Origin of the sequence: Xanthomonas citri pv. mangiferaeindicae (genome assembly GCA_002240395.1) — a bacterium.
Taxonomy (GTDB): Bacteria; Pseudomonadota; Gammaproteobacteria; order Xanthomonadales; family Xanthomonadaceae; genus Luteimonas; species Luteimonas citri_A.
Window position 1 is genome coordinate 683868 of record CP016836.1, and the last position, 25845, is coordinate 709712.

17 protein-coding genes and 2 pseudogenes are annotated in these 25845 nt (G+C 70.2%); 14 read left to right on the top strand and 5 right to left on the bottom strand.

Features of this window, described 5'->3' with window-relative positions:
• Positions 1-40 precede the first annotated feature (40 nt).
• From BEN78_02975 to BEN78_02995, 5 genes and pseudogenes are all read left to right on the top strand, one after another.
• Positions 41-550: a hypothetical protein gene (locus BEN78_02975; GenBank protein ID ASR44875.1), complete on the top strand. Its 510-nt coding sequence runs from the start codon at positions 41-43 to the stop codon at positions 548-550.
• A complete protein-coding gene (locus BEN78_02980) occupies positions 537-2087 on the top strand; it encodes a hypothetical protein (protein ASR42508.1) in 1551 nt (516 codons plus the stop codon). The genes BEN78_02975 and BEN78_02980 overlap by 14 nt, the downstream gene beginning before the upstream one ends.
• An 87-nt stretch (positions 2088-2174) precedes the next feature.
• Positions 2175-4301 (top strand): ligand-gated channel, encoded by a 2127-nt coding sequence (locus tag BEN78_02985; GenBank protein ID ASR44876.1) that lies wholly within the window; start codon positions 2175-2177, stop codon positions 4299-4301.
• Between the two features lie 4 nt (positions 4302-4305).
• Positions 4306-5555, top strand: a pseudogene (locus BEN78_02990) (peptidase).
• Between the two features lie 121 nt (positions 5556-5676).
• Positions 5677-6153: a hypothetical protein gene (locus BEN78_02995; GenBank protein ID ASR42509.1), complete on the top strand. Its 477-nt coding sequence runs from the start codon at positions 5677-5679 to the stop codon at positions 6151-6153.
• A 27-nt stretch (positions 6154-6180) separates the two neighbouring features.
• On the opposite strand, the gene BEN78_03000 is transcribed toward BEN78_02995, so the two are convergent.
• On the bottom strand, positions 6181-7161 hold the full coding sequence (locus BEN78_03000; GenBank protein ID ASR42510.1) for a hypothetical protein: 981 nt from the start codon (positions 7159-7161) through the stop codon (positions 6181-6183).
• Positions 7162-7337: 176 nt separating this feature from the next.
• On the opposite strand from BEN78_03000, the gene BEN78_03005 reads away from it, so the two are divergent.
• On the top strand, positions 7338-8009 hold the full coding sequence (locus tag BEN78_03005; GenBank protein ID ASR42511.1) for a hypothetical protein: 672 nt from the start codon (positions 7338-7340) through the stop codon (positions 8007-8009).
• Positions 8010-8126: 117 nt separating this feature from the next.
• On the opposite strand, the gene BEN78_03010 is transcribed toward BEN78_03005, so the two are convergent.
• From BEN78_03010 to BEN78_03025, 4 genes are all read right to left on the bottom strand, one after another.
• Positions 8127-8960: a glycosyl transferase family 2 gene (locus tag BEN78_03010; protein ID ASR42512.1), complete on the bottom strand. Its 834-nt coding sequence runs from the start codon at positions 8958-8960 to the stop codon at positions 8127-8129.
• A gap of 39 nt (positions 8961-8999) precedes the next feature.
• Positions 9000-10298 carry a 16S rRNA (cytosine(967)-C(5))-methyltransferase gene (locus BEN78_03015; GenBank protein ID ASR42513.1) on the bottom strand — a complete coding sequence of 433 codons (1299 nt, stop codon included), beginning with the start codon at positions 10296-10298 and terminating at the stop codon, positions 9000-9002.
• Between the two features lies 1 nt (position 10299).
• Entirely contained in the window at positions 10300-11244 is a 945-nt protein-coding gene (locus tag BEN78_03020) for a methionyl-tRNA formyltransferase (protein ASR42514.1), read from the bottom strand.
• A gap of 108 nt (positions 11245-11352) precedes the next feature.
• Complete coding sequence (locus BEN78_03025; GenBank protein ID ASR42515.1) at positions 11353-11868, bottom strand: peptide deformylase; 516 nt, start codon at positions 11866-11868, stop codon at positions 11353-11355.
• A 130-nt stretch (positions 11869-11998) separates the two neighbouring features.
• Between BEN78_03025 and BEN78_03030 the strand changes: the two genes are divergently transcribed.
• The 8 genes and pseudogenes from BEN78_03030 (at position 11999) to BEN78_03065 (ending at position 25748) form a co-directional block, all read left to right on the top strand.
• Positions 11999-13162, top strand: coding sequence for a peptidoglycan-binding protein LysM (locus BEN78_03030; GenBank protein ASR42516.1), 1164 nt, complete (start codon positions 11999-12001; stop codon positions 13160-13162).
• Positions 13163-13271: 109 nt separating this feature from the next.
• On the top strand, positions 13272-14408 hold the full coding sequence (locus BEN78_03035) for a DNA protecting protein DprA (GenBank protein ID ASR42517.1): 1137 nt from the start codon (positions 13272-13274) through the stop codon (positions 14406-14408).
• Positions 14409-14441: 33 nt separating this feature from the next.
• Positions 14442-14915 carry a hypothetical protein gene (locus tag BEN78_03040; GenBank protein ASR42518.1) on the top strand — a complete coding sequence of 158 codons (474 nt, stop codon included), beginning with the start codon at positions 14442-14444 and terminating at the stop codon, positions 14913-14915.
• 336 nt (positions 14916-15251) lie between these two features.
• Positions 15252-16222: pseudogene (locus tag BEN78_03045) on the top strand (hypothetical protein).
• 146 nt (positions 16223-16368) lie between these two features.
• Positions 16369-18936: a DNA topoisomerase I gene (locus BEN78_03050; protein ASR44877.1), complete on the top strand. Its 2568-nt coding sequence runs from the start codon at positions 16369-16371 to the stop codon at positions 18934-18936.
• A 19-nt stretch (positions 18937-18955) separates the two neighbouring features.
• On the top strand, positions 18956-19525 hold the full coding sequence (locus tag BEN78_03055; protein ASR42519.1) for a tRNA threonylcarbamoyladenosine biosynthesis protein RimN: 570 nt from the start codon (positions 18956-18958) through the stop codon (positions 19523-19525).
• 192 nt (positions 19526-19717) lie between these two features.
• Positions 19718-24190: a glutamate synthase large subunit gene (locus BEN78_03060; protein ID ASR42520.1), complete on the top strand. Its 4473-nt coding sequence runs from the start codon at positions 19718-19720 to the stop codon at positions 24188-24190.
• Between the two features lie 64 nt (positions 24191-24254).
• Entirely contained in the window at positions 24255-25748 is a 1494-nt protein-coding gene (locus BEN78_03065; GenBank protein ASR42521.1) for a glutamate synthase, read from the top strand.
• Positions 25749-25845 lie beyond the last annotated feature (97 nt).

Sequence of the window (25845 nt, forward strand, 5' to 3'; positions counted from 1 at the left end):
GGGTCGCGACGACACGCCGGCCGATCCATCACCACAAACGTTGGTGACCAATGCCGCGGCCCCGGTCGACACCGGCGCCTGGCAGCCACTGCCGGTCGCCGCGCGTACGCTGTCGACGATCACCGCGCTGATCGGCACGCTGCTGCCGCTGGCGGTCCTGTTGGTACCCGGGTTGCTCACATTCGGCCGCTCGCCGCTCTCGCTGGCTGCACACGCCGGCGCGCTGGTGCTGCTGCCGGCCTGGACCGTGTGGATCGCACGGCGGCGTTGGCTGCGCACGCGCTGGCGGCTCGACGACGACGGCCTGGGCATCCGCCGCGGGCACCTGTGGCGCAGCGATGTGCGCGTGCCGGGCAACCGTGTGCAGCATCTGGACATCCGGCGCGGGCCGCTGGAACGCGCGTTCGGCCTGTCGACGCTGACCGTGCACACGGCCGGCACCCGCAACAGCGCGGTGGCGTTGTCGGGCCTGGCACACGCCCAGGCCGAGCGGCTGCGCGATGCGCTGGCCGCGCGCGCGGCGCGCGACGATGACCATGACGACGCCTGAGCCGCCGCCGCTGCCGCCCCTGCCCCCTGCCGCTGGGCCCGGCGATGCCGAGCGCCGGCTGCACCCGGCCTCGTGGCTGTTCGTGCTGCTGCAGAACCTGCGCCAGTTCATCGTGCCGCTGATCGTGCTGCTGGTCGCCGGCCGGCGCGCCGACGACGGGCCGGCGTGGTTGCCGCTGATCGGCATCGGCGCGCTGGTCGCGGTGTCGGTGTGGCAGTACCTGACGTTCCGCTATCGCATCGCCGACGACCGCCTGGTGGTGCGCAGCGGCCTGCTCGAGCGCAGCGTGCGCCAGATCCCCTACTCGCGCATCCACAACGTCGCGATCCATCAGTCGCTGCTGCATCGCCTGGTCGGCGTGGCCGAGGTCCGGCTCGAGTCGGCCGGCGGTACCCGCCCCGAGGCGCAGATGCGGGTGTTGCGTCTGCCCGAGGCGCTGGCGCTGGAGCAAGTGATCCGCGACCGCGGTCGGACCGATGATGCGCGGTCGCCGCAGCCGGCGTCGGCGACCGCGCCCGGCGACACCCTGCTGGCGCTATCGACGGCCGAGGTCGTCAAGCTCGGGTTGATCTCCAATCGCGGCATGATCGTCGTCGCCGGCGCGCTGGCGCTCGCGTTCCAGGCGCTGCCCGACCGCACCGCGGGACGCTGGCTGGTTGAGGGCGGGCGCGAGGCGTTCGGCTACGCCAACGCCTTCGCCGCGACCTGGATGGCGAAGACGCTGGTGCTGGCCGGCGCGGTCGCGCTGGCGCTGCTGGCGATCCGCGCGTTCTCGGTGGCACTGGCGCTGGTGCGCTACCACGGCTTCCGGCTGCAGCGGCAGGGGCGGCGACTGACCGTCGAGCGCGGTCTGCTGAGTCGGTCGCGCAGCTCGGTGCCGCGCCGGCGCATCCAGGCCTGGACGCTGCGCGAAGGCGTGCTGCATCGGCTGTTCGCGCGGCGCACGCTGGAGATCGACACCGCCAGCGCGCGCGGCAGCGACGGCCAGGGGCAGCAGGATGGCCGCGGGCTCGATGCGCTGGCGCCGATCGCGACCGTCGCGACCTGCGATGCGATCGTCCGCGATATCGCCGCCGTCGCGAGTTGGCCGCCGACGCAATGGCGGCCCCTGCACCGCCGGGCCTGGCTGCGGCTGGCGCTTGGCGCCTGGTTGCCGACCACCGTGCTGTGCCTGGTGCTGGGCTGGTTCTTCGGCCGCTGGGGCCTGCTCGGACTGCTGTGGCTGCCGTGGTCGGCGTTCGCCGCGCATCGCCATGCGGCCCGCGCCGGCTATGCGATCGACGCCACCATGGTCGCGGTGCGCGAGGGCTGGTGGCGCCGGCACTGGCGCTTTGCCGAGATCGGCAAACTGCAAGCGGTGGAACTGCGCCAGTCACCGCTCGACCGTTGGACCGGCATGGCCGCGCTGTGGCTCGACACCGCCGGCGCGCAGCCCCTGGCACCGCCATTGCGTTTGCGCTTCGTCCCGCTCGCCGAGGCCGAACGCCTGCATGCGGCGCTGTCGCGCGAGATCGCCCGGCGACCGCTGCGCTGGTAGGCGGGGCCGCATCTCATTCAAAATGAGAATGGATGTCATTTATACTGGGCGACTGCATCCCGACGCCCCAGGCCCCGCGTGCCTTCGATCCCTCGCTTCCGCCCGCTCACCAAGTGGCTGATCGCCGCCCTTGCCGTCCCCGCCCTTGCCACTGCGGCCGAGCCACCGCAGGCCACTGACCTCGACGCGGTGCACGTCGTCGGCCGCGCGCAGGCGCTTTACCGCAGCGACGATGCCGCGGTCGCGACCCGCACCGGCACGCCGTTGTCGCAGGTCCCGGTCTCGGTCCAGGTCCTGCCGCGCGAGCTGATTGACGACCAGGCCGCGTACGAGGTCACCGATCTGTACCGCAGCATCAGCGGCGTGAGCTTCTTCAGCTACGCCGGGGTCACCCTGCGCGGCTTCCGCCAGGAGAACGTGCTCTACGACGGTCTGCGCGGCGACCCCTACGCAGGCTTCTCGGTGCCGCAGTTGTTCAATATCGAACGGCTGGAAGTGCTCAAGGGGCCGGCCGGCGCGCTCTACGGCGGCGGCGAGCCCGGCGGCATCATCAACTACGTCACCCGCAAGCCGCAGCGCCGGGCGTTGCGCCGGGTCGAGCTGGCAGCCGGCAACGCCGCATTCGCGGCCGGCTCGTTCGAAGCGACCGGCCCGCTGTCCGAGCGTGTGCGCTACCGGGTCGGCGTGCACGCCGACGGCGACGAGGGCGTACGCTGGAACGCCGACAGCGAGAGCCGGATCGGCGATGCGTCGCTGGCCTTCGACCTCGGCGACACCGGCGAGCTGACGCTGCAGCTGACCGACATCGAGCAGAACCTGGGCGGCAACCGGCTGCGCGGCGTACCGGTCGACGACAACGGCGTCTTCCTGACCGATCGCCGCTGGAACCACAACGAGGCCACCGACTTCCTCGACATGGACGCACGGGTGGCGCTGGTGCAATACCGCGCCTCGCCCTCGGCAGACTGGGACGTGGACCTGTCGGCACGCTGGTTCGAGAACGGTGAGCACCAGATCTACCACGAGCCGATGGGGCTGATCGACCGCGACGGCGACGGCCGCGCCGAATGGATGACCCGGCAATTGCGCAACCAGTTGCGCGACAACGAGGGACTGACGGTCGCCGGCAACGCGGTCTGGCGCTTCTCGACCGGCGCGCTTGGCCACACGCTGCTGTTCGGGGCCGATGGCTATCGGCTGGATGCCGACTTCAGTGCGCAGACCGCCAACAGCGCCGACCTCGCCCGTGGCGCCGGCCCGGTGCCGGGCCTCGATCTGCACGCACCGGTCTACGGCCGCAGTGGGTACTTCGACTATGGGCTCGACGCCCTGCCCTGGCGCAGCACCCGCACACGCGGCTTGCGTTACGGCGGCTACGTCCAGGACGAGATCGCGCTCACGCCGCGCTGGCAGGTGCTTGCCGGGCTGCGCTGGGACGGCTTCGAGGACGAAGACCGCATCGGTGGCAGCCGGATCGAGGGGCGCGACCTGAGCTGGCGTCTGGGCAGCACGGTGACGCTGCGCGAAGGCATCAACGCCTATGCCAACGTCGCCAGCGGCTTCCTGCCGCAGGCCACGTCCAACCAGGACCCGGCAGCCGGCGGCCCGTTCGACGCCGAGCGCAGCCGGCAGTGGGAGGCCGGGCTCAAGGCCGCCCTCGCCGACGGCCGCCTGACGCTCGGCACCGCGCTCTACCGCATCGAGCGCAGCAACATCGTGCAGGCCACGGGCGCGATCGTCGACGGCGTCAATCAACTCGCCCCGCTGGGCCTGGTGCGCAGCGAAGGCCTGGAGGTCGATCTGCTCGCCGACCTGACCCCACAGTGGGTGCTCAACATCGCCTATGCCTACAACGACGCCCGGGTGATCGATGCCGGCAGCAACGGCATCGTCAATGCCGCCGGCGACCGCTTCGCCAATGCACCGCGCAACAAGCTCGGCGTGTGGACGCGCTACGACCTGCCGGCGCTGGCCTCGGCGATCGGTTTCGGCCTGGATCACACCGGCGAGCGCCTGAGCCTGGATGGCCAGCGGGTCAAGCCCTACACCGTCTTCGACCTGAGCTGGCAGACGCACTGGCAGCGCTGGAAGTTCCAAGCCAACGTCAAGAATCTCTTCGACAAGGTCTATGCGGCCAGCGGCTTCACCGAACGCACCGGCCATTTCCCCGGCGAGCCGCGGCGGCTTTACCTGCAGGCCGCGTACACGTTCTGAGCCGATGCCCACCGACGCGTCCGCCCACCGCCAGCGCCCGCCCGCCACCGCGAAGAAGGCCAGCGGCCGCCGGCTGTGGTTCGACCTGCACAGTTGGGTCGGACTCAAGCTGTCGCTGCTGATGGGCTTCGTGTGCCTGACCGGCACCTTGGCGACGGTGTCGCAGGAGATCGACTGGCTGGTCTTCCCAGAGGCGCGGGTGGCGCCGTCCAGCCAGCACGCGAGCTGGGGCACGTGGGTGGCTGCGGTGCAGCGCGCCTATCCGACGTGGACGCTGGAATCGCTGGCCGCTCCGCACGCATCGCGCTTCGCCGCGCGCGCGGTGATGCGCTTGCCCGACGGCGAGCGCCGCTTCGTCTGGGTCGACCCGGGCAGCGGCCGGGTGACCGGCGACACGCCCTGGTTCAATGCCCAGCGGATCCTGCGCAACACCCATCGCCATCTGATGCTGCCGCTCAAGATCGGCGTGCCGCTGGTGACGGCGCTGTCGCTGCCGCTGCTGCTGTCGCTGGCCACCAGCCTGGTCATCTACAAACGCTGGTGGCGCGGATTCGGCGCCTGGCCGCGCGGCGACCGGCCCCGCCGGCTATGGGGCGATGTGCATCGGCTGGCCGGTGTCTGGAGCCTCTGGTTCATCGCGCTGATCGGGCTGACCGGAGGCTGGTACCTGGTCGAATCGCTCGGCGGCGATGCCGGGCCGGCAGCGAAGATCGCCCTGCCCGAGGCGCCCACCGCGACGCCCGCCGATCCAGCCGCAATCGACCGCGCGATCGCCGAGGCGGCGCGACGCTGGCCGCAGTTGCAGATTCGCGGCGTGCACGAGATTTCGTCCGCATCGCTGCTGGTCGACGGCCAGGCGCAGGCCTGGCTGGTGCGCGATCGTGCGAACGCAATTGGGTTCGATCTGCGCGATGGCACCGTCGCTGGCCTGCGCGACGGCCGGGACATGGGCCTGCACCAGCGCATCGCCGAACTGGCCGACCCCTTGCACTTCGGCACCTTCGGTGGCTGGCCGGTGCGCTGGCTGTGGTGTGCGTTCGGCGCGCTGCTGACCGCCTTGTGCGCGACCGGTGTCTACCTCTACGGCCTGCGCGTGGGCGATGCCCTGCGCTCGGCGCAGCGCCGGAGGCCGACGTGAAGTCACCCGGCCCCTGGCGGACCGCCTGGCGCGGCATCGGACGCTGGCGCTGGCTGTGGCTGGCGCTGTTGGCGCTGTGGGCCGTATTGCTGGCGGACGCCTTGCGGACGGTGTAGCCGCTAAACAGACGCCGACCGCGGCCCACCAGGCGGGCGCTCGTGTCGGATTCGGCCAGCCATTCTTCAGCTGGGCGTGGCTACGGTGTGCTCGCCCGACACCACATTCGAAGGACCCATCATGTCAGCAAGTCTTCGCACCGCACTTGTACTTGCAGCGCTGTCCCTTGTCGGTACGGGCACCGCGCAGGCGTTTCATGATGACGATCGGTACGGATACGACCATCGCCACGCGTACGACGATCGAGACGAGCGGTGGGCTCGCCGCGAGCGTGATGATCGAGACGAGCGCTGGGGCCGCGAACGACGCGACCGGCGTTCCGACCGCTACGGCCCGTCGATCACGGTGTACGAACACGCCGACTTCAAAGGTCGCATGCAGTCGTTCAGCCAAGGCATTCGCGATATGCGAAGTGTCGGCATGAACGACATGATCAGCTCGGTCGAGGTGCGCGGCGCATGGGAAGTCTGCGAGCACGCAGATTTCCGTGGCCGCTGCGAAATCATCGATCGTGATGTGCGCAATTTCGAGCGCATGCGCATGAACGATCAGATCTCGTCGCTGCGGCCCATCGAGTCTCGTCGACGCGGTTGGTAACCCGTCCTGGCCGACGCCGATCTCACCTCATCGACGCACGGCGTCGGCAATCGCCAGGCATTGCGGTACCAAGGTGCTGCGAAAGCGCGCGTCGCGTTCCAGGAAACGCTGGCGCGCGCGCGCCCGCCCGCGTGTCAGTTCAGCCTCATCGAATGCCAGGGCGCGGGCAACCCCTGCTTCGATCGCAGCCACGTCGACGACGAACCGTTCGACCAGCCCTTCGGGAATGCACGTGCGCGGCGTGAGCAATACACCATCATCGGCCGACACCAACTCGTTCATCGGTGCGCCATCTGTCGTCAACACGATTGCACCGACGGACATCGCCTCGTTGAGGTAATGCCCGAAGCCTTCCATCTCGGACGGGCACAGGTGGAAGAGACTCGCGTTCTGCAACTGGCGCAGTTCGTCTGCCCCCAAGTACTCGAGTCGGTGCGAGATATTCGCACCCGTCATCCGCCTGACTGCGGTCTTGGGGTTCTGCACGACCACCAGCTGCGGCCATTCGGGGTGCCGCTCCCAGGCGTCGAGCACGGCCTGAGTACCTTTCGCGCTGCTTCTGCCGGCCAGGTGGAAGAACTGACGCATGCGGGCGATGCCGGGGTCGAAGACATCGTCGCTGGTGAATCCGATCTCGCGCACCTCGCAGCCCAAGGCCGCGAAGGCGTGTGCGCCATGCTGGGTCTTGCACAGCACCGCATCGAATCGCGGTAGAAACTTCTGCCAGGCAGGCTGGAACCACTCAGGATTGGGGATCAGCAGGTTGCAGTCCGCCAACGACAGGAGCCGGTGATACACACGCTCGAGGAAGATCTGCATGTCCACGCGCCGGCCCAATGCATGTCGCGCACGGTGTCCGATCTCCATGCAGCGATCCAAGGTCCGGTTGCCGCCATAGGCAACGACCTCCACCGCATGCCCCGCGTCACGGAACAGGGCCGCGACCAGCGCCATATCCCGGCTGAGTCCGACCCCGTTGTCGCGGGAAATGATGCGGATGTTCGCCATGCCCTGCCGGTTTACTGAGAATCGAAGCGACACAGGATGCATGATGTGTCCCGGCAATGCGATTCTAGGCAATCGCGCTTACCCCGACGTGCCTGCCCTATGTCCGCCCCCTTCCCCTCTCTGGCGTCGTCATCACCCGCAACGAAGCCGACCGCATCGGCCGCTGCCTCGATTCGATGCGTGGGCTGTGCGCAGAACTGCTGGTCGTCGACTCGGGCTCGACCGACGACACGGTCGCGGTTGCCACGGCACACGGCGCACGCGTCGTGCACCAGGACTGGCTGGGCTACGCGGCGCAGAAGACCTTTGCCAACACGCTGGCCACGCACGACTGGCTGCTGCTGCTCGACGCCGACGAATGGCTCTCGCCCGGCACTGCCGACACGATCCGCGCGTTGTTCGCCGATGGCCGAGTCGAGCAGGCCGATGCCTGGCTGCTGACCCGCCGCAACTGGTTCCTCGGCCACCGCCTGCGCGGCGGCGAACCGATGGAACGTCTGGTGCGCGCCGGCTGGCGCTACCTGCCCTCGCAGGTGCACGAACGACCGGACCTCGCCGGCAAGACGGTGCGGGCGCTCGCTGCCGATTTCGAACACGACACCTCGCGCAGCCACGCCGAGCACGTCGCCAAGCTCTCGCGCTACGCCCAGCTCTGGGCCCGGCAGCGCTTCGACGCCGGCAAGCGTGCCGGCGCACTCGACGGTCCCCTGCACGCCGCCGCCTACCTGCTCAAGCAATACCTGCTGCGCGGCGCCTGGCTCGACGGCGCCGCCGGCTGGCGCTTCCACCGCGCCCAGGCCGGCTACGTGCTCGAGAAGTACCGCCGTCTGCGCGCACTCGCCCCTTAAAAACCGGGGTCAGAGTGCCTTTTCCGGAGCAAAACCGGGGTCAGAGTCGTATTTCCAGGGCAGAGTTGCGCGGCAGCCTCAGACTTCCCAAGAGGAAATACGACTCTGACCCCGGTTTCAGGGCGGCGGGCCGGGGACGAGGCCGTAGTCGGTCCAGGTGCGGCGGCCGGCTTTGACGGCATCGCGGATCGCCTGGTTGGCGGCCTTCATCTCCGGCTTGACGTAGCCGCGGGCGTGGTCGAGGTGCACGCACACCGCCGAGAAGCGGATCTGCTTGCCGGTCACGCCGGCGTTGGCCAGGCGCTCGCCCAGTTCCAGGTCCTCACCGCCGTAGGTCATGCGCTCGTCGAAGCCGTTGACGCGGACCAGGTCGGCCTTCCAGCCCGAGGCGTTGTTGCCGGCCCAGCGCGGCGGCGTCGGGGTGACGGCGTTGAGCAACCGCTCGCGCCAGCCCGGCCGCGCCCACAGCTTGAGCGAGCGCTTGTTGCGCGGCAGACCATTGGCCTTGAGCCAGCCCGGATCGGTATGCAGACCGCGCGCGATGACGTCGCGGTCGATTTTCAGGCTCAGATCCATCGGCAGCTTGCAGTAGCCACCGCCCAGGTAACGGCCCGGCTCACGCAGGCGCAGGTGCTGGGAGACGAAATCGGCTCGCGGCACGCAATCGCCGTCGGAGAAGATCAGATAGTCGGACCGCGCGTCCTCGATCCCGCGGTTGAGGATGGTGCACTTCCGGAAGCCCGCGTCCTCGTGCCAGACATGCCGCAGTGGATACGGCAGCGTCGGCGCCATCGCCTCGAGCATCTCGCGCGTCGCCGGGCCGGAGCCGTCGTCGGCGACGACCAACTCGAAATCCAGACGATCTTGCTGGGCATAGCCCCACAGACAGCGCTGCAGCCAGTCGGTGTTGTTGTAGGTGCTGATGATCAGGCTGGCGGCAGGCGTCGTCATGCCGGTGATTCTAAGCGAGCGCCTGCGCGGCCGCGGTGCTCAGCGCCCGCGGCGCAGCCGCGCGTAGAAGAAGCCGTCCATGCCGTTCTCGCCAGGCAGGCGCTGGTGGCCGGCACCGGTATCGCGGCCGAAGCCCGCGTCCAGCGGCTGCACTGCGAAGTCCGGATGCCGGGCCAGGAACGCCTCGACCTGCGCGGCGTTCTCGCGCCGCAGGATCGAGCAGGTCGCGTACAGCAGCACGCCGCCGGGTGCGACCGTCGGCGCCAGGGCGTCGAGCAGGCGCGCCTGCAGCGCGACCAGCGCCTGAAGATCGGACGCGCGCCGGTGCAACAGCACGTCGGGCTGGCGACGCACGACGCCGGTCGCCGAACACGGCGCATCGAGCAGCACCGCATCGAACGGCGTGCCGTCCCACCAGCGTCCGACCTCGAGCGCGTCGACCGTGCGCAGCGACGCCTGCTCGCCCACGCCGAGCCGGGCAAAGGTCGCGGCGATCCGCGCCACGCGTGATGCGGCGACATCGAGCGCGGTCAGCCGCAGCGCCGGGTCGCGCTCCAGCAAGTGGGCACTCTTGCCGCCAGGCGCGGCGCAGGCATCGAGCACGCGCGCGCCCGGGGCCGGCGCCAGCGCGGCGGCGACCTGCTGGGCCGAGCCGTCCTGCACCGAAAACAGACCCTCGGTGAAGCCGGGCAACGCGGCCACCGCGAACGGCGCATCGACCCGCAGCGCATCCGGCAGCCCCGGAGCCGCGACCGCCTCGACGCCCGCCTCGGCGAGCGCGGCGATGCAGGCCGCAGGCGTGCTGCGCCGGCGGTTGACCCGCAACCAGGTCGGTGCCTGCGATGCGCTGGCCGCCAGGATCGCCTCCCAGGCGTCCGGCCAGTCCTCGCGCACCTGCGCCAGCAGCCAGGCCGGCCAGCCGTCGCCGGGCGCCGGCGGCGGCAGGCCGTCGCGCTGGGCCCGGCGCAGCAGCGCATTGACGAGCCCGGCCTGGTGGCTGCGGCCCATCGCACGCGCGGCCTCGACCGTCGCCGACAGCGCGGCGTGCGCCGGCAGGCCGAGCGGGTCGAGCTGGGCGAAGCCGACATGCAGCAGCGCACGCAGCGAGGCGTCGCGACGCGGCAGCGGCCGCGGGATCCAGGCCGCGAGCGCGCGGTCATAGCGGGCGGCGCCTCGCAGCGCGCCGAAACAGATCGCCTCGAGCAAGGCGCGGTCGCGCGGATCGGTGAGCGTGGGCAGCGCCGTGGCGAGCGCGGCCTTGAGCGAGGTACCGCGGTGCGCGACTGCATCGAGCACCTGGGCGGCCTGCACACGGACCGTGGCGCCGGGCGCGCTCATGTCAGTCCTGTCCCGCCGGGGCGGCGACCAGTGCCTTGAGATCCTGGCGGGCGTTGAGATAGTCGGCCGCGGCGACGACCTTGCCGCCGGCGCGCTGCAGCCGCAGCACGCGCAGCGCACCGTCACCGCAGGCGATATCGAGCCCGTCGCGACCGGCTGCCAGCAACGTGCCCGGCGCGCGGTCATGGGCGAGCGGCAACGCCTGCGCCGCATGCACGCGCACGCGCTCACCGGCGATGTCGGCCTCGGCGATCGGCCAGGGGTCGAACGCACGCACCGTATCGGCCAGTGCGCGCGACGGACGCGTCCAGTCGAGCCGGGCCTCGGCCTTGTCGAGCTTGTGAGCGTAGGTCGCTCCGGCCTCGGACTGCACCTCGGGCACCGGCCGGATGCCGGCACGCAGCAGGCCCAGCCCGTCGGCAAGCACCTGCGCACCGAGCTCGGCCAGGCGGTCGTGCAGCCGGCCGCCGGTGTCGTCGGGCGCGATCGGCGTCGATTGCCGCAGCAGCACCGGCCCGGTGTCCAGGCCCTTCTCCATCTGCATCAGGCAGACGCCCGTCTGCGCATCGCCGGCCTGGATCGCACGCTGGATCGGCGCCGCGCCGCGCCAGCGCGGCAGCAAAGAGGCATGGACGTTCCAGCAGCCCAGGCGCGGGATGTCGAGCACCGCCTGCGGCAACAACAGACCGTAGGCGACAACGACCATCAGGTCGGGTTCGAGCGCGCGCAGCGCATCGAGGACCTCGGCGCCGCGCAAGCGCTCGGGCTGGCGCACGATCAGTCCGCGGTCGAGCGCCGCCTGCTTGACCGGCGAGGCCGTCAGCGTGCGTCCGCGCCCGGCCGGCCGGTCGGGCTGGGTGTAGACGGCCACGACCTCGCGCCGCGCATCGGCGGCGAGCAGCGAGGGCACGGCGAAGTCCGGGGTGCCGGCGAAGACGATTCTCATGGGACGGCGTGGAGATCCGGGAACGGAGGGGCGGGAACGCGAGTCGAAACCGGCGGACTCGTAGGAACGGGAAACGGGTTCGGCGCCGTGGCGCCTGATCCTGCCGGCCTAGTCGCGGCCCTTGCGCAGCTTCTCGAGCTTCTTGAGCGCGCGGTCGCGCTTGAGCGGTGACAGATAGTCGATGAACAGCTTGCCGTCGAGATGGTCGATCTCGTGCTGCACGCAGGTCGCCAGCAGGCCGTCGACAGTCAGCTCGAACGCCTTGCCATGACGGTCGAAGGCCTCGACGACGATGCCGTCGGCGCGGGTCACATCGGCAAACACGCCGGGGATCGACAGGCAGCCCTCGGTATGCACGCGCAGGTCGGCCGAGCGGTCGCGGATCGTCGGATTGACGAACACCAGCGGCTGGTCGCGCGTCTCGGTGACGTCGATGACCATGAAACGCTCGTAGGTGTCGACCTGGGTCGAGGCCAGCCCGATGCCCGGCGCCTCGTACATGGTCTGGAACATGTCGTCGAGCAGGCGCTGGAACGCCGGGTCGGCGAAACGGTCGACGGGCACGGGCGCTGCGACCTTGCGCAGGCCGGTGTCGGGGTATTCGAGGATCGGGAGCAGGGCCATGGATTGGACGGCGTAGGTGGCAAGCGCAGGCGGGAGCCGGGCATTGTAACGCGGCGCGCAGTTGCTTCCGTTTCGCGGTTTCAGGCTATATTGCGGCGCTGCAAGGGGAGAAACCCAAGGGGAGCTGTAGATGGCCGGCACGCTTGAACGCCTTTCCGGAACGCTCCGCACGGTGTGTGCCGTCGCGCTGCTGACCGTGACCACGTATGCCGCGGCCCAGCAACTGCGCGGCGACCATCCCGACACCTACGTCGTGGTGCGTGGCGACACGCTCTGGGACATCGCGGGCCGCTTCCTCGACCGCCCGTGGCTGTGGCCGGAGATCTGGCAGGCCAACCCGCAGATCGCCAACCCGCATTTGATCTATCCGGGCGACGTCATCAGCCTGGCGTACCTCGACCGGGTCACCGCGACCGTGCGCCCGGGGCCGCGCACGACCGCGCAGGCGCCGATCGATGCGGTCTCGCTGTCGGACATCGAGCCGTTCCTGAAGAACCGCAGCATCGTCTTCAAGTTCGACCACCTGCCCTACGTGCTCGGCAGCGAGGGCACCCGCCTGCGCGGCAGCATCGACCGCGACATCTACGTCAAGGGCCTGGAGAACGCGCTGCCGGGCCAGCGCTACGCGGTGCAACGACCGGCGACCGAGTTCTACGGCGCGCGGCGCGCACGCGACCTCAACTACCGCGGCAAGCGCGTTGCCGGCGAAAGCCACCTGTGGCGACAGACGCTGCCGCGCCTGCGCGGCCAGGACGCGTTCCTGGGCGTGGAGATGGTCCAACTGGGCGTGGGCACCGTGGTCTCGGGCCCCACCGAGGACACCGACACCACCACGATCGCGCTCGATGGCGGCGGTTTCGAGGCCCGCCCGGGCGACCGCGTGGTGCCGGTCGACCCGCAGCCTTACGACCTGCAGTTCTTCCCGCATGCGCCGGCCGCCGATGCGATCGCCGCCGATGTGCAGGTGCTCGCGGTCGCCGACACGCTGATCACCGGCGGTCCGCGCGACGTGATCGCGATTTCGGCCGGTCGCGCGTCGGGGATCGACAACGGCACGGTGTTCTCGATCTGGAACAGCGGCGACTACGTCGTCGACCGTGTGCGCCATCCCAACACTTCGCGCATCGACGCCGCGCCCGACCGCGGCTCGCGCCGCGACCGGCTGCCCGACGAGTACGCCGCGCACGCGATGGTGTTCCGGACCTTCGACCACGTCAGCTATGCGCTGGTCATGGAAGGCACCAAGCCGGTCCAGATCGGCGACCGCCTCAAGCACCCCGACGCGACCCACTGACCCGCGCTGCGGGGCCACGCGCTCCGCATCGTCGCGCGCGGGCATTTCCGACCCGCACGCGCGGTTTGCGCCGACTGCCGGCGCGCCCGGGCGCGCCTAGCCTGGGCGCATGCCCGACACTGCCCACACCGATGCCGACGCGCTGCTGCAGCTGATCCACGCCGCCGGTCCGCTGGCGCCGCGCCGCGCCTTGCTCGACCGCCACGGCGGGCCTGCCGCCGCCCTTGCCGCCGGCGCCGACGCCTGGCGCGAAGCCGGCCTCACCCCGGCGCAATGCCGTGCGCTGCGCACGCCCGAGCCAGCATGGCGCCGCTCGCGCGCCTGGCTGCAAGCCGCCCCCGGGCGCTACCTCGTGGGCTGCCACGACCCCGACTATCCGGCCCTACTACGGCGCGCGCCCGGTCCGCCGCTGGGGCTGTTCGTCAACGGCGATCCCGCGCTGCTCTGGCATCCGGGTGTCGCCGTGGTGGGCAGCCGCGCGCCGACCGCGGCCGGGCTGGACACCGCCGCCGCGTTCGCCCGGCGGTTCGCTGCGCAGGGGCTGGCGGTGATCAGTGGCCTGGCCGGCGGCATCGACGCCGCGGCCCACCTGGCCGCGCTCCAGGCCGGCGGCGTCACGGTGGCGGTGCTCGGCAGCGGCATCGACGTGCCCTACCCGCGCTGCAACGCCGGTCTGCACGCGCGAATCGCGGCCGAAGGCGCGGTGATCAGCGAGTACCCGCCCGGCACCCCGGCGCGGCGCGCGCAGTTCCCCAGCCGCAACCGCATCGTCGCCGGCCTCGCGCTTGGCACCCTGGTCGTCGAGGCGGCATACCGCTCGGGCGCCTTGATCACCGCGCGTCTGGCCGGCGAAGCGGGCCGTGAGGTGTTCGCGATCCCCGGATCGATCCGTAACCCCAAGGCCCGCGGCTGCCACCGCCTGCTACGCGATGGGGCGATGCTGGTCGAATCGCCGGACGAGGTGAGCGCCGCGCTCGGCCCGGTCGCCGCCGACCTCGCCGATGCCTTGCGCGGGCGCCTGGCCGTCCCCATCGAAGACAGGGCGGCAGCCCCGACACCCACCGGCCCGATCCTGGATCCTGACTACAACTGCTTGTGGCAGGCCCTGGGCCACGACCCAAGCGGTATGGATGAACTGATCGCCCGCACCGGATTGACGGTCGCCCGTGCGTCGGCCATGCTCCTGGCCATGGAGCTGGATGGACGCATCGACGTCGCGCACGGTCGCTATTGCCGAAAGTCCTGAATGACGCGCCCCTTCGGGCGCAGGCCGGGGAACATGAAAGAAAGCATCCTGGATGTCCTGCTCTATCTGTTCGAGCACTACTTCACCGAGGACGCGGACCTGGTCCGCGACCGCGACTCGCTGCAGAGCGGTCTGCTGCAGGCCGGATTCAGCCCGGCGGAGACCAGCAAGGCCTTCGACTGGCTCGATGCCCTGGCCGAGCAGCGCCCGGCCGTGTCGGAAATCCGTGCGAACGGGCCCACCCGCGTGTACTCGGCACCCGAGATCGACCGGCTGGATGTCGAGGGCCGCGGCTTTCTGATGTTTCTTGAGCAGCACGGCGTGCTCGATGCCGACCAGCGCGAGCTGGTGCTCGACCGCGTGATGGCGCTCGACCAGGACGAGCTCGACCTCGACGACCTGAAGTGGGTCGTGCTGATGGTGCTGTTCAACCAGCCCGGCAGCGAGGCGGCCTACGCCTGGATGGAAACCCAGATGTTCATCGACGAGCCCGAGCCGGTGCACTGATCGGGCCAGCTGCGGGCCTGACTGCCGACGATGACCCGCCCCCGTCCCGCCGCCGCGGAACGGGGCAAAATCGCGCCGCACGGGTTAGCATGCCGCCCACGACGCCCGCACGGCCGGCCAGGCCAGCGGCCATCGCGTTGCAGGGGCAGGACGTCCGGCGGGTCAGCCATATCGTATCCATGGCCTCCGACGTTGGGCGATGCATGCCACGCGTGCTGCCGATGCTCACCGCCCGCAACGCGATATGGCCGATGGCCTGCCTGCGTGTGCGGATGCAGCGTCGCCCCCTCGTTTTGCCGCAGCTGCGGCACCGCTCCCAGCACAGGATCCGCCCCGATGACCGACTGGTTCTACGCCGACGCCACACATGTCCGCCGGGGCCGGTCCCGGCCACCGAACTGCTGCGCCTGTACCAGGCCCGCCAGATCGACGACCGGACCCTAGTCTGGCGCGACGGCCTGGCCGAGTGGGTGCCGCTGGATGCAGTGCGCGGCGAGTTTGCCAGCGCGGGCTCCCCGGCCCCGGCGGCATCGGAATGGACCCTCGAGGCGCTGGCGCCGACACAAAGCGACGTCGACAGCGCACCGGCGCCCGGCGATGCCTGGCGGCCGGTCACCGAGAGCGCCCATGCCGCCGCGATCACGGCGGCCGGCCCGGCAGCCAGTGGCTCTCCGTACGCGCCCCCGACCGCCCCGGTCGCCCGCGTCGATACCGTCGTACACGGTGGTGAGGTGGTCTACGCCGGCTTCTGGAAGCGAGTGGCGGCCTATCTGATCGACGGCCTGATCGTCGGCGTCATCGGCATGGTGATCGGCGGGCTCGCTATCGCCGTGCTCGGCGGCATCATCGCGGTCGGCTCGGATTCGGCTACGGGCATCGCGATCGTGCTGGTCCAGCTCCTGTCCAACCTGCTGTCGATCGCCGCCGGCGCGCTCTACTACGCCTGGTTCCACGCGTCCGCCTCGATGGCCACGCCGGGCAAGATGGCGGTGGGCATCAAGGTGGTCCGCACCACCGGCGAGCGCATCTCGCTGCTGCGCGGCATCGGCCGTTATTTTTCGACCATCCTCAGCGCGCTGATCCTGATGATCGGCTTCCTGATGGCCGCTTTCACCCAGCGCAAACAGGCGCTGCACGACATCGTGTGCGACACGTTGGTGGTCGACAAGTGGGCCTTCACCGAGCGTCCCGAGCTGCAGCGGCGCGAGCTCGGCACGGTGACGGTCGTCGTGCTGGCGATCTTCGGCGCGCTGTTCGGACTGGTGCTGGTGGGCATGATCATCGCCATCGGGTTCGCTGCGATGTGAACCCCGGCAGGGCCTGCGCTTGACAGCCCTGCCCGCCCGTGATTCCACTATAAAAGCAACCGACCGCCCGGGGCCTCCTCGGGCGGCGGCGTCTTCACACCTTTCGGGGCGCCGGGCCAACGGCGCACCCACGGATGTCGCCCACCATGGCCAAACACCTCCTCATCGTCGAGTCGCCCGCCAAGGCCAAGACGATCAACAAGTACCTCGGCAACGACTTCCAGGTCTTGGCGTCCTATGGTCATGTGCGCGATCTGATTCCAAAGGAAGGTGCGGTCGACCCCGACCACGGCTTCGCGATGCGCTACGACCTGATCGAGAAAAACGAAAAGCACGTCGAGGCGATCGCCAAGGCCGCGCGGGGCGCGCAGGACATCTTTCTGGCGACCGACCCGGACCGCGAGGGTGAGGCGATCAGCTGGCACATCGCCGAGATCCTGAAAGAGCGCGGGCTGCTCGAGGACCGGTCGCTGCAGCGCGTGGTGTTCACCGAGATCACGCCGCGAGCGATCAAGGAGGCCATGCAGAAGCCGCGTTCGATCGCCGGCGATCTGGTCGATGCACAGCAGGCACGTCGCGCGCTCGACTACCTGGTCGGCTTCAACCTCTCGCCGGTACTGTGGCGCAAGGTGCAGCGCGGACTGTCGGCCGGCCGCGTGCAATCACCGGCGCTGCGCATGATCGTCGAGCGCGAGGAGGAGATCGAAGCCTTCATCGCCCGCGAGTACTGGTCCATCGAGGCCGCCCTCGCCCACCCCTCGCAGCCGTTCAATGCGCGTCTGACCAAGCTCGACGGCCAGAAGTTCGAACAGTTCACCGTGACCGATGGCGACACCGCCGAGGCCGCGCGCGCGCGCATCCAGGCTGCAGCCCAGGGCGCACTGCATGTCACCGACGTCGGCGCCAAGGAGCGCAAGCGCCGCCCCGCCGCGCCGTTCACCACATCCACGCTCCAGCAGGAAGGCGCGCGCAAGCTCGGCTTCACCACGCGCAAGACCATGCAGGTCGCGCAGAAGCTCTACGAGGGTGTGGCGATCGGCGACGAAGGCACGGTCGGCCTGATCACCTACATGCGTACCGACTCGGTGAGCCTGTCGCAGGATGCGCTGGGCGAGATCCGCGACGTCATCGCGCGGGACTACGGCACGTCCTCGCTGCCGGACAAGCCCAACATCTACACCACCAAGTCCAAGAATGCGCAGGAAGCGCACGAAGCGGTGCGTCCGACGTCGGCGCTGCGCACGCCCGCACAGGTCGCGCGCTTCCTTTCCGACGACGAGCGCCGCCTGTATGAGCTGATCTGGAAGCGCGCAGTCGCCTCGCAGATGATCCCGGCCACGCTCAACACTGTGTCGGTGGACCTGGCCGCCGGCAGCGAGCACAGCTTCCGCGCCAGCGGCACGACCGTCGTCGTGCCGGGCTTTCTGGCTGTCTACGAGGAAGGCAAGGACACCAAGGGCAAGGACGACGAGGACGAGGGCCGCAAACTGCCGCAGATGAAGCCGGGCGACCGTGTGCCGCTCGACCGCATCATCGCCGAGCAGCATTTCACCCAGCCGCCGCCGCGCTTCACCGAAGCGGCGCTGGTCAAGGCGCTCGAGGAGTACGGCATCGGCCGGCCATCGACCTACGCCTCGATCATCCAAACCCTGCTGTTCCGCAAGTACGTCGAGATGGAGGGCCGCAGCTTCCGTCCCAGCGATGTCGGCCGCGCAGTGTCGAAGTTCCTGTCCAGCCACTTCACCCGCTACGTGGACTACGACTTCACCGCCAAGCTCGAGGACGAGCTCGATGCGGTCAGCCGCGGCGAGGAGGACTGGATCCCGCTGATGGAGAAGTTCTGGGGCCCGTTCAAGGAGCTGGTCGCCGAGAAGACCGAATCGGTCGACCGCACCGAGGCCACCGGCGCGCGCGAACTGGGCACCGATCCGAAGACCGGCAAGCCGGTCAGCGTGCGGCTGGGCCGCTTCGGGCCCTATGCGGCGATCGGCAGCACTGCCGAGGACGCCGAGGACAAGCCCAAGTTCGCCTCGCTGCGCCCTGGCCAGAGCATGCACACGATCACGCTCGAGCAGGCGCTTGAGCTGTTCCTGATGCCGCGCATCCTCGGCGAGGACAAGGGCGAGCAGGTCAGTGTGGGCATCGGCCGCTTCGGCCCCTTCGCCAAGCGCGGCAGCACCTACGCCTCGCTCAAGAAGGAGGACGATCCGTACAAGATCGACCTGGCGCGCGCGGTGTTCCTGATCGAAGAGAAAGAGGAGATCGCGCGCAACCGGATCATCAAGTCCTTCGACGGCAGCGACATCCAGGTGCTCAACGGCCGTTTCGGGCCGTACATCAGCGACGGCAAGCTCAACGGCAAGATCCCCAAGGACCGCGAGCCTGCGTCGCTGACGTTCGAGGAGGTCACCCGCCTGCTCGAGGAAACCGGCAAGCCGGTGCGCAAGGGCTTCGGCGCGAAGAAGGTCGCCGCCAAGAAGGTCGCGGCGAAGAAGGCCGCGCCCGACAAGAGTCCAGCTGCGAAGAAGACAGCGACCAAGAAGGCACCTGCCAAGAAAGCCGCCAAGAAGACAGCGAAGAAGACTGCGAAAAAGGTCGCCAAGCAGGCGGTCGCAGCGCCCGAGCCGGCGAAGTCGTTGCTGACGCCGGCCAAGGTCGCGCTGGGTAAGAAGCGCGTGGTCAAGGCCGCGCCCGACGACGCCGCGCCGTTCTGACCCGCGACCGGTCTCGCGCATGTCCGCCCTCGCGCGCCTGGACATCGCCGCCGCGGCCGCCGTGCTCGCGCGCGGCGGTGTGATCGCCTACCCCACCGAAGGCGTGTGGGGGCTGGGCTGCGACCCGTTCGACGCGGCCGCCGTGCATCGTCTGCTCGAGATCAAGCGCCGGCCCGTCGACAAAGGCGTCATCCTGATCGCCGGCACCACCGCGCAGCTGGCGGGCATCGTCGACTGGTCCGCGCTTGAGGTCGAGCGCCAGGACGCGGTGCACGCCACCTGGCCGGGCCCCAACACCTGGATCGTGCCGGCGCTGTCCGGCGTTCCAGCCTGGCTGACCGGGGCGCATGCCGGCATCGCGGTGCGCGTCAGCGCCCATCCCGGCGTCGTCGCGCTGTGCGCTGCCTTCGGCGGGCCGCTGGTATCGACCAGCGCCAATCTCTCGGGCGAACCGGCCGTGCACGAAGCGTCCGCGCTCGACCCGCGACTGCTGGCGCAGATCGACGGCGTGGCGGCCGGCGAGACCGGCGGTCGACGCGAGCCGTCGACGATCCGAGACGCGGCCACCGGACGCGTGCTCCGCGGCTGACCGCTGCGTCCAGGACGCGCTTGCACCAGTGCCGGTGCTGCGTCGCAATGGTTGCATCAGAAACGTCCGAAGCGCCGCAAATCGCGTATTGCCGCACTGCACAAACTGTGCTCTAGTCGATGGCCCGACGTGGACGCGTTGCGAGACCGCCACACGCTCCGATCCCCACGCCGGCTCTGCTCCCCTGACCGGATGGCAATGACGACGATGCGGGAATCCCCGGTGCGCGGGCTGTACGACCCCGCTGACGAACGCGACGCCTGTGGCTTCGGCCTGATCTCCACGATTGGCGGCGAGGCCTCGCGCGAGATCGTCGACGGCGCGCTGCAGGCGCTGTCGCGGATGGCGCATCGCGGCGGCATCGCCGCCGATGGACTCTCGGGCGACGGCTGCGGCGTACTGCTGGTCGGCGTCGAGGCCTTTGTGCGCACGCTCGCCGCCGAAAGCGGCTTCGTCATCACCGGTCCTCGAATCGCTGCCGGCATGGTGTTCCTGCCGCACGACGCGACGGCCGCGGCGCAGTGCCGCGAGACGCTGTCCGCGCAGTTGGCGGCGCTGGACGTGCGCACGCTCGGCTGGCGCGACGTGCCACTCGACACCGCCGCGCTCGGCCGACTGGCGTTGTCGTCGCTGCCGCGCGTGGCGCAGGTGTTCGTCGAGGCCGATGGCGACGATGCGCCGGCATTCGAGCGCGTGCTGTACCTGGCGCGGCGTCGCGCCGAGCAGGCGCTGCGCGAGGTCGCCGATTTCTACGTCGTCGGCCTGACGCCGGGGCTGCTCGGCTACAAGGGCATGGTGCTGCCGCGCCATCTGACCCAGTTGTTCCCGGACCTGGCGCGGCCCGACCTGGCCGCGGTCACGGTGGTGTTCCACCAGCGCTTTTCGACCAACACGCTGCCGCGCTGGCCGCTGGCGCATCCGTTCCGGCGGCTGGCGCACAACGGCGAGATCAACAGCATCGAAGGCAACCGGCGCTGGGCCCAGGCGCGCCGCGGAGTCTGGGCCTCGCCGCTGCTCGACATCGGCGAGTTCGACGCGCCGGTCACGATGCACGGCTCCGATTCCCAGACCCTCGACAACATGCTCGAGTGGCTGCTGCTCGGCGGCATGGACCTGCTGCAGGCGATGCGCATCCTGATGCCGCCGGCGACCCAGTCGCTGGAATACAAGGACGCCGACCTCGCCGCGTTCTACGAGTACTACGCGATCAACTCCGAACCATGGGACGGCCCGGCCGGCGTGGTGATGTGCGACGGCCGGTACGCAGCCTGCACACTCGACCGCAACGGCCTGCGCCCGGCGCGCTGGACGCTGTCGCACGACGGCATCTTCGTGATCGCCTCCGAGACCGGCGTGTGGGACGTCGCGCCCGAACGGGTCAAGGCCAAGGGCAAGCTCGGGCCCGGCGAGATGATCGCGATCGATCTGGAAGCCGGCACGCTGCTCGACAACGACGCGATCGATGCGGTCAACCGCGCGCGCGCGCCGTACAAGCAATGGCTCAAGCGCGGCATGAGCTATCTGCACACCGAACTGATCGATCCCGCGCTGGCCGCAGAGCCCTTCCCGGCCGACACCTTGCTGGCGTTCCAGAAGCTGTTCCAGCTCACCCGCGAGGAACAGGAATCGGTGCTGCGGCCGCTGGCTCAGACCGAACAGGAAGGCATCGGGTCGATGGGCGACGACGTGCCGATGGCCGCGATCAGCCAGCGCGTACGTCCGCTCTACGACGGCTTCCGCCAGGCGTTCGCGCAGGTCACCAACCCGCCGATCGATCCGCTGCGCGAGGGCGGGGTCATGACCCTGGCCACGCAGATCGGACGCGAGGGCAACCTGTTTCTCGACCGCGCCGAGAACGTGCACCACGTGCTGCTGAATTCGCCGGTGCTCTCGCAGCGCAAGTTGCGCCAGTTGCTTGCATTGCCGCGCTTCGAGCATGCCAACCGGCTGCTGCATCTGTACTTCGGGCAGGACGAGACGCTCGAGGCCGCCTTGCACCGGCTGTGTGCCGAGGCCGAAGCCGCGGTCCGCGAAGGCGTGGAGATCCTGCTGCTGAGCGATCGTTATCCCAAGCGCGGCACCGCACCGGTGCATGCGCTGTTGGCGACCGGCGCAATCCACCTGCATCTGGTGCGGGCGGGACTGCGCTGCGATGCCAACCTGCTGGTGGAAACCGGCACTGCGCGTGACCCCCACCATTTTGCCTGCCTGATCGGCTTCGGCGCGACCGCGGTCTATCCCTATCTCGCCTACCAGACCCTGCACGGGCTGGCGCGACGCGGTGTGCTCCCGACCCAGAGCGGCGACGAAATGTTGCAACTGGGTCGCAGCTACCGCCGCGGCGTGCGCAAGGGCTTGCTGAAGATCCTGTCGAAGATGGGCATCGGCAGCATCGCCAGCTATCGCGGTGCACAGCTGTTCGAGATCGTCGGGCTCGATGCCGAGGTCGTCGCACTGTGCTTCGAGGGCACGCCGTCGCGCATCGGTGGCGCCGGCTTCGCGCGCCTGGAAGCCGATGCGTGGGCGCTCGCCGCCCAGGGTTGGGACGACACCGCATTGCCCGAACCCGGCGGCCTGCTGCACTACGTGCACGGCGGCGAGTACCACCAGTTCAATCCCGACGTGGTGCAGGCCCTGCAGCGCGCGGTCGCCACCGGCGCGCGCGAGGACTGGCGCCGCTACTCGGGCTTCGTCGACACCCGGCCACCGGCCGCGCTGCGCGACCTGCTGCGCCCGCGCGCGGCCGCCACGCCGGTGCCGCTCGAAGAGGTCGAGCCGGTGTCGTCGATCGTGCGCCGGTTCGACTCGGCCGCGATGAGTCTGGGCGCGCTGTCGCCCGAGGCGCACGAAGCGCTGGCGATCGCGATGAACCGGCTGGGCGGGCGCAGCAACTCCGGCGAGGGCGGCGAGGACCCGGCGCGCTACGGCACTGAGCGGCGCAGCAAGATCAAGCAGATCGCCTCGGGCCGCTTCGGCGTGACCCCCGAGTACCTGATCAACGCCGAGGTGCTGCAGATCAAGGTCGCGCAGGGCGCCAAGCCCGGCGAAGGCGGCCAGTTGCCGGGCAGCAAGGTCGACGCGCTGATCGCGCGCCTGCGCTACGCCAAACCGGGCATCGGCCTGATCTCGCCGCCGCCGCATCACGACATCTACTCGATCGAGGACCTGGCGCAGCTGATCTTCGATCTGCGCCAGGTCAACCCGCAGGCGCTGATCTCGGTCAAGCTGGTCAGCCATGCCGGGGTTGGCACGATCGCCGCCGGCGTGGTCAAGGCCGGCGCCGATCTGATCACGATCTCCGGCCACGACGGCGGCACCGGCGCCAGCCCGCTGGGCTCGATCCGCTACGCCGGCGCGCCATGGGAACTGGGCCTGTCGGAGGCGCGCCAGGCGCTGCAGTTCAATGACATGCGCGACCGCGTGCTGCTGCAGACCGACGGCGGCCTCAAGACCGGCCTGGACGTGATCAAGGCCGCGTTGCTCGGCGCCGACACTTTCGGCTTCGGCACCGCGCCGATGATCGCGCTGGGCTGCAAGTACCTACGCATCTGCCACCTCAACAACTGCGCCACCGGCGTGGCGACCCAGGATCCACGGCTGCGCGAGCACCACTACAAGGGCCTGCCCGAGCGCGTGGAAGCGTTCTTCCGCAATGTCGCCGAGGACGTGCGCGAGCATCTGGCAGCGCTGGGTGCGCGCTCGCTCGACGAGATCGTCGGCCGCACCGACCTGCTTGAGCAGCACCTGCGCCGCACCCGCGACCACGTCGACATCGACCTGTCGATGCTGCTGCGCCGCGATCCCGACAAGCCGCTGGGCTACTGCGGCGCGCCGGCGCTGCAGGCGCCGCCCGACGGCCTGGCGGCCGCGCTGGACGCGCGCGTGTCCAAGGCGATCGCGCGCGGCGACGGCGGCAGCTACGACTTCGAGATCCGCAACACCGACCGGAGCATCGGCACGCGCCTGTCGGGCGCGATCGCGCGCGTGCACGGCAACACCGGCATGGCCGACCGGCCGCTGACGCTGCGCCTGCGCGGCACCGCCGGCCAGAGCCTGGGCGCGTTCAATGCGGGCGGCCTGCACCTCGAGCTCGAGGGCGAAGCCAACGACTATGTCGGCAAGGGCATGGCGGGCGGCCGGATCGTGTTGCGCCCACCGGCCGGCAGCGCGTTCGAGTCGCGGCTCACGCCGATCCTCGGCAACACCTGCCTGTATGGCGCGACCGGGGGTGAGCTGTATGCCGCGGGCCGTGCAGGCGAGCGCTTTGGTGTGCGCAACTCCGGCGCGGTCGCGGTGATCGAAGGCGCCGGCGACCACTGCTGCGAGTACATGACCGGCGGCGCAGTCGCGGTGCTGGGCCGCACCGGCCTGAACTTCGGCGCCGGCTTCACTGGCGGCATCGCCTACGTGCTCGATCTCGATCGCGACTTCGTCGACCGCTACAACCACGAACTGATCGACATCCTGCGCGTCACCCCGGAAGCTTTCGACAATTACCGCTCGCACCTGCGCGATCTGATCGAGACCCATGCCCGCCTGACCGGCAGCGCCTGGAGCGCGCGGATCCTCGACGAGTTCCGCGACTTCGTCGGCAAGTTCTGGCTGGTCAAGCCCAAGGCCGCGAGCCTGGCGGCGCTGGCCGAAGACCTGAGGCGGGCGGCATGAGGCCTGTGCTGCGCACCTTCGTCTCCACGCTCTGCTTCGCCCCTCGCGCAACGGAGTCCACCCCATGACCAAGCGCGATGTGTTCCGGTTTCTCAAGGAGCCGCGCGAGATGCCGGGCAAGGTGCCGCTGGCGCTGCGCACGGCCGGCGACTGGAACGAGCTCTACGGCGGCTTCGGGCCGAGCGAGGCTGCGCACCAGGCCGATCGCTGTCTCGATTGCGGCAATCCGTACTGCGAAGCCAAGTGCCCGGTGCACAACTACATCCCCAACTGGCTGAAGCTAGTGCAGGAAGGCCGTGTGCACGAGGCCGCGGCGCTGTGCCACGAGACCAATCCGCTGCCGGAGATGTGCGGCCGCGTCTGCCCGCAGGACCGGCTGTGCGAGGGCGCGTGTACGCTCAACGACGGCTTCGGCGCGGTGACCATCGGTGCGGTCGAGAAGTACATCGTCGACACCGCATTCGCCCAAGGCTGGCGACCGGATCTGTCGAAGGTCGTGGCCACGGGCCGGCGGGTCGCGGTGATCGGGGCCGGCCCCGCGGGACTGGCCTGCGCGGACAGATTGGTGTGCGCGGGCATCGAGGCGGTGGTGTTCGACCGCTACGAGCAGATCGGCGGCCTGCTGCAGTTCGGCATCCCCAGCTTCAAGCTCGACAAAACCGTCATCGCCACCCGGCGCGCGGTGCTTGAAGGCATGGGCGTGACGTTCCGGCTCGGCGTCGAGATCGGGCGCGACGTCGCACTCGACACGCTGCTGGAAGACTTCGATGCGGTGTTCCTGGGCACCGGCGCCTATCGTTACACCGACGGCGGTCTGGCCGGCCAGGATCTGCCGGGCGTGCTGCCGGCGCTGCCGTTCCTGGTGCACAACGGCCGCCTGGTCACTGGCGGCGACACCTGGGGCCGGCCGATCGCCGGTTGGGAGGACACGCTCACGCTGCCGAAGCTGACCGGCAAGCGCGTGGTTGTGCTCGGCGGCGGCGACACCGGCATGGACTGCGTACGATCGGCGGTCCGGCTGGGGGCTTCCAGCGTCACCTGCGCCTACCGCCGCGACGAGGCCAACATGCCGGGCTCGGCGCGCGAAGTCGCCAACGCCCGCGAGGAAGGCGTGCGTTTCCTGTTCAACCGCCAGCCGCTGGCGATCGAAGCCGACGCTGCCGGCAACGCGGCCGGCGTCCGCATGGTCGAGACCAGGCTCGGCGAGCCGGACGCGAATGGCCGCCGCGCCGCCGTCCCGGTCGTGGGCAGCGAATCGACGCTGGCGGCGGACGTGGTGATCATCGCCTTCGGTTTTTCGCCGGCCGTGCCGGCCTGGCTCGACCCGCATGGCGTCGGGGCCCAGGCGCCGGGCAGCGGCCGCATCCGCGTCGGCGGCGAGCGGCGGCTGCCCTACCAGACCGCGCACGACCGGGTGTTCGCCGGTGGCGACGCGGTGCGCGGCGCCGACCTGGTGGTGACCGCGGTCCAGGAAGGCCGCGACGCAGCCGCGAGCATCGCCCGCATGCTGCGCCGGCAGGCCGGCGACACGACCCGCGCCGCGCTCGACGCGATCTGAGCAAGCCGGGGCGCTGCCGCGCAGGTGGCCCCGGGACACGCTGCAAGGCAGAACGGGGCCCGAAGGCCCCGTTCTGTTTCCTCATCGATGCAGGGTG

Excerpts from the sequence above, each read along its gene's own strand:
- BEN78_02980 (ASR42508.1), top strand. The coding sequence starts at position 537 with ATGACGACGCCTGAGCCGCCGCCGCTGCCGCCCCTGCCCCCTGCCGCT.
- BEN78_02995 (ASR42509.1), top strand. The coding sequence starts at position 5,677 with ATGTCAGCAAGTCTTCGCACCGCACTTGTACTTGCAGCGCTGTCCCTT.
- BEN78_03000 (ASR42510.1), bottom strand. The coding sequence starts at position 7,161 with ATGGCGAACATCCGCATCATTTCCCGCGACAACGGGGTCGGACTCAGC.
- BEN78_03005 (ASR42511.1), top strand. The coding sequence starts at position 7,338 with ATGCGTGGGCTGTGCGCAGAACTGCTGGTCGTCGACTCGGGCTCGACC.
- BEN78_03010 (ASR42512.1), bottom strand. The coding sequence starts at position 8,960 with ATGACGACGCCTGCCGCCAGCCTGATCATCAGCACCTACAACAACACC.
- BEN78_03015 (ASR42513.1), bottom strand. The coding sequence starts at position 10,298 with ATGAGCGCGCCCGGCGCCACGGTCCGTGTGCAGGCCGCCCAGGTGCTC.
- BEN78_03020 (ASR42514.1), bottom strand. The coding sequence starts at position 11,244 with ATGAGAATCGTCTTCGCCGGCACCCCGGACTTCGCCGTGCCCTCGCTG.
- BEN78_03025 (ASR42515.1), bottom strand. The coding sequence starts at position 11,868 with ATGGCCCTGCTCCCGATCCTCGAATACCCCGACACCGGCCTGCGCAAG.
- BEN78_03030 (ASR42516.1), top strand. The coding sequence starts at position 11,999 with ATGGCCGGCACGCTTGAACGCCTTTCCGGAACGCTCCGCACGGTGTGT.
- BEN78_03035 (ASR42517.1), top strand. The coding sequence starts at position 13,272 with ATGCCCGACACTGCCCACACCGATGCCGACGCGCTGCTGCAGCTGATC.
- BEN78_03040 (ASR42518.1), top strand. The coding sequence starts at position 14,442 with ATGAAAGAAAGCATCCTGGATGTCCTGCTCTATCTGTTCGAGCACTAC.
- BEN78_03050 (ASR44877.1), top strand. The coding sequence starts at position 16,369 with ATGGCCAAACACCTCCTCATCGTCGAGTCGCCCGCCAAGGCCAAGACG.
- BEN78_03055 (ASR42519.1), top strand. The coding sequence starts at position 18,956 with ATGTCCGCCCTCGCGCGCCTGGACATCGCCGCCGCGGCCGCCGTGCTC.
- BEN78_03060 (ASR42520.1), top strand. The coding sequence starts at position 19,718 with ATGGCAATGACGACGATGCGGGAATCCCCGGTGCGCGGGCTGTACGAC.
- BEN78_03065 (ASR42521.1), top strand. The coding sequence starts at position 24,255 with ATGACCAAGCGCGATGTGTTCCGGTTTCTCAAGGAGCCGCGCGAGATG.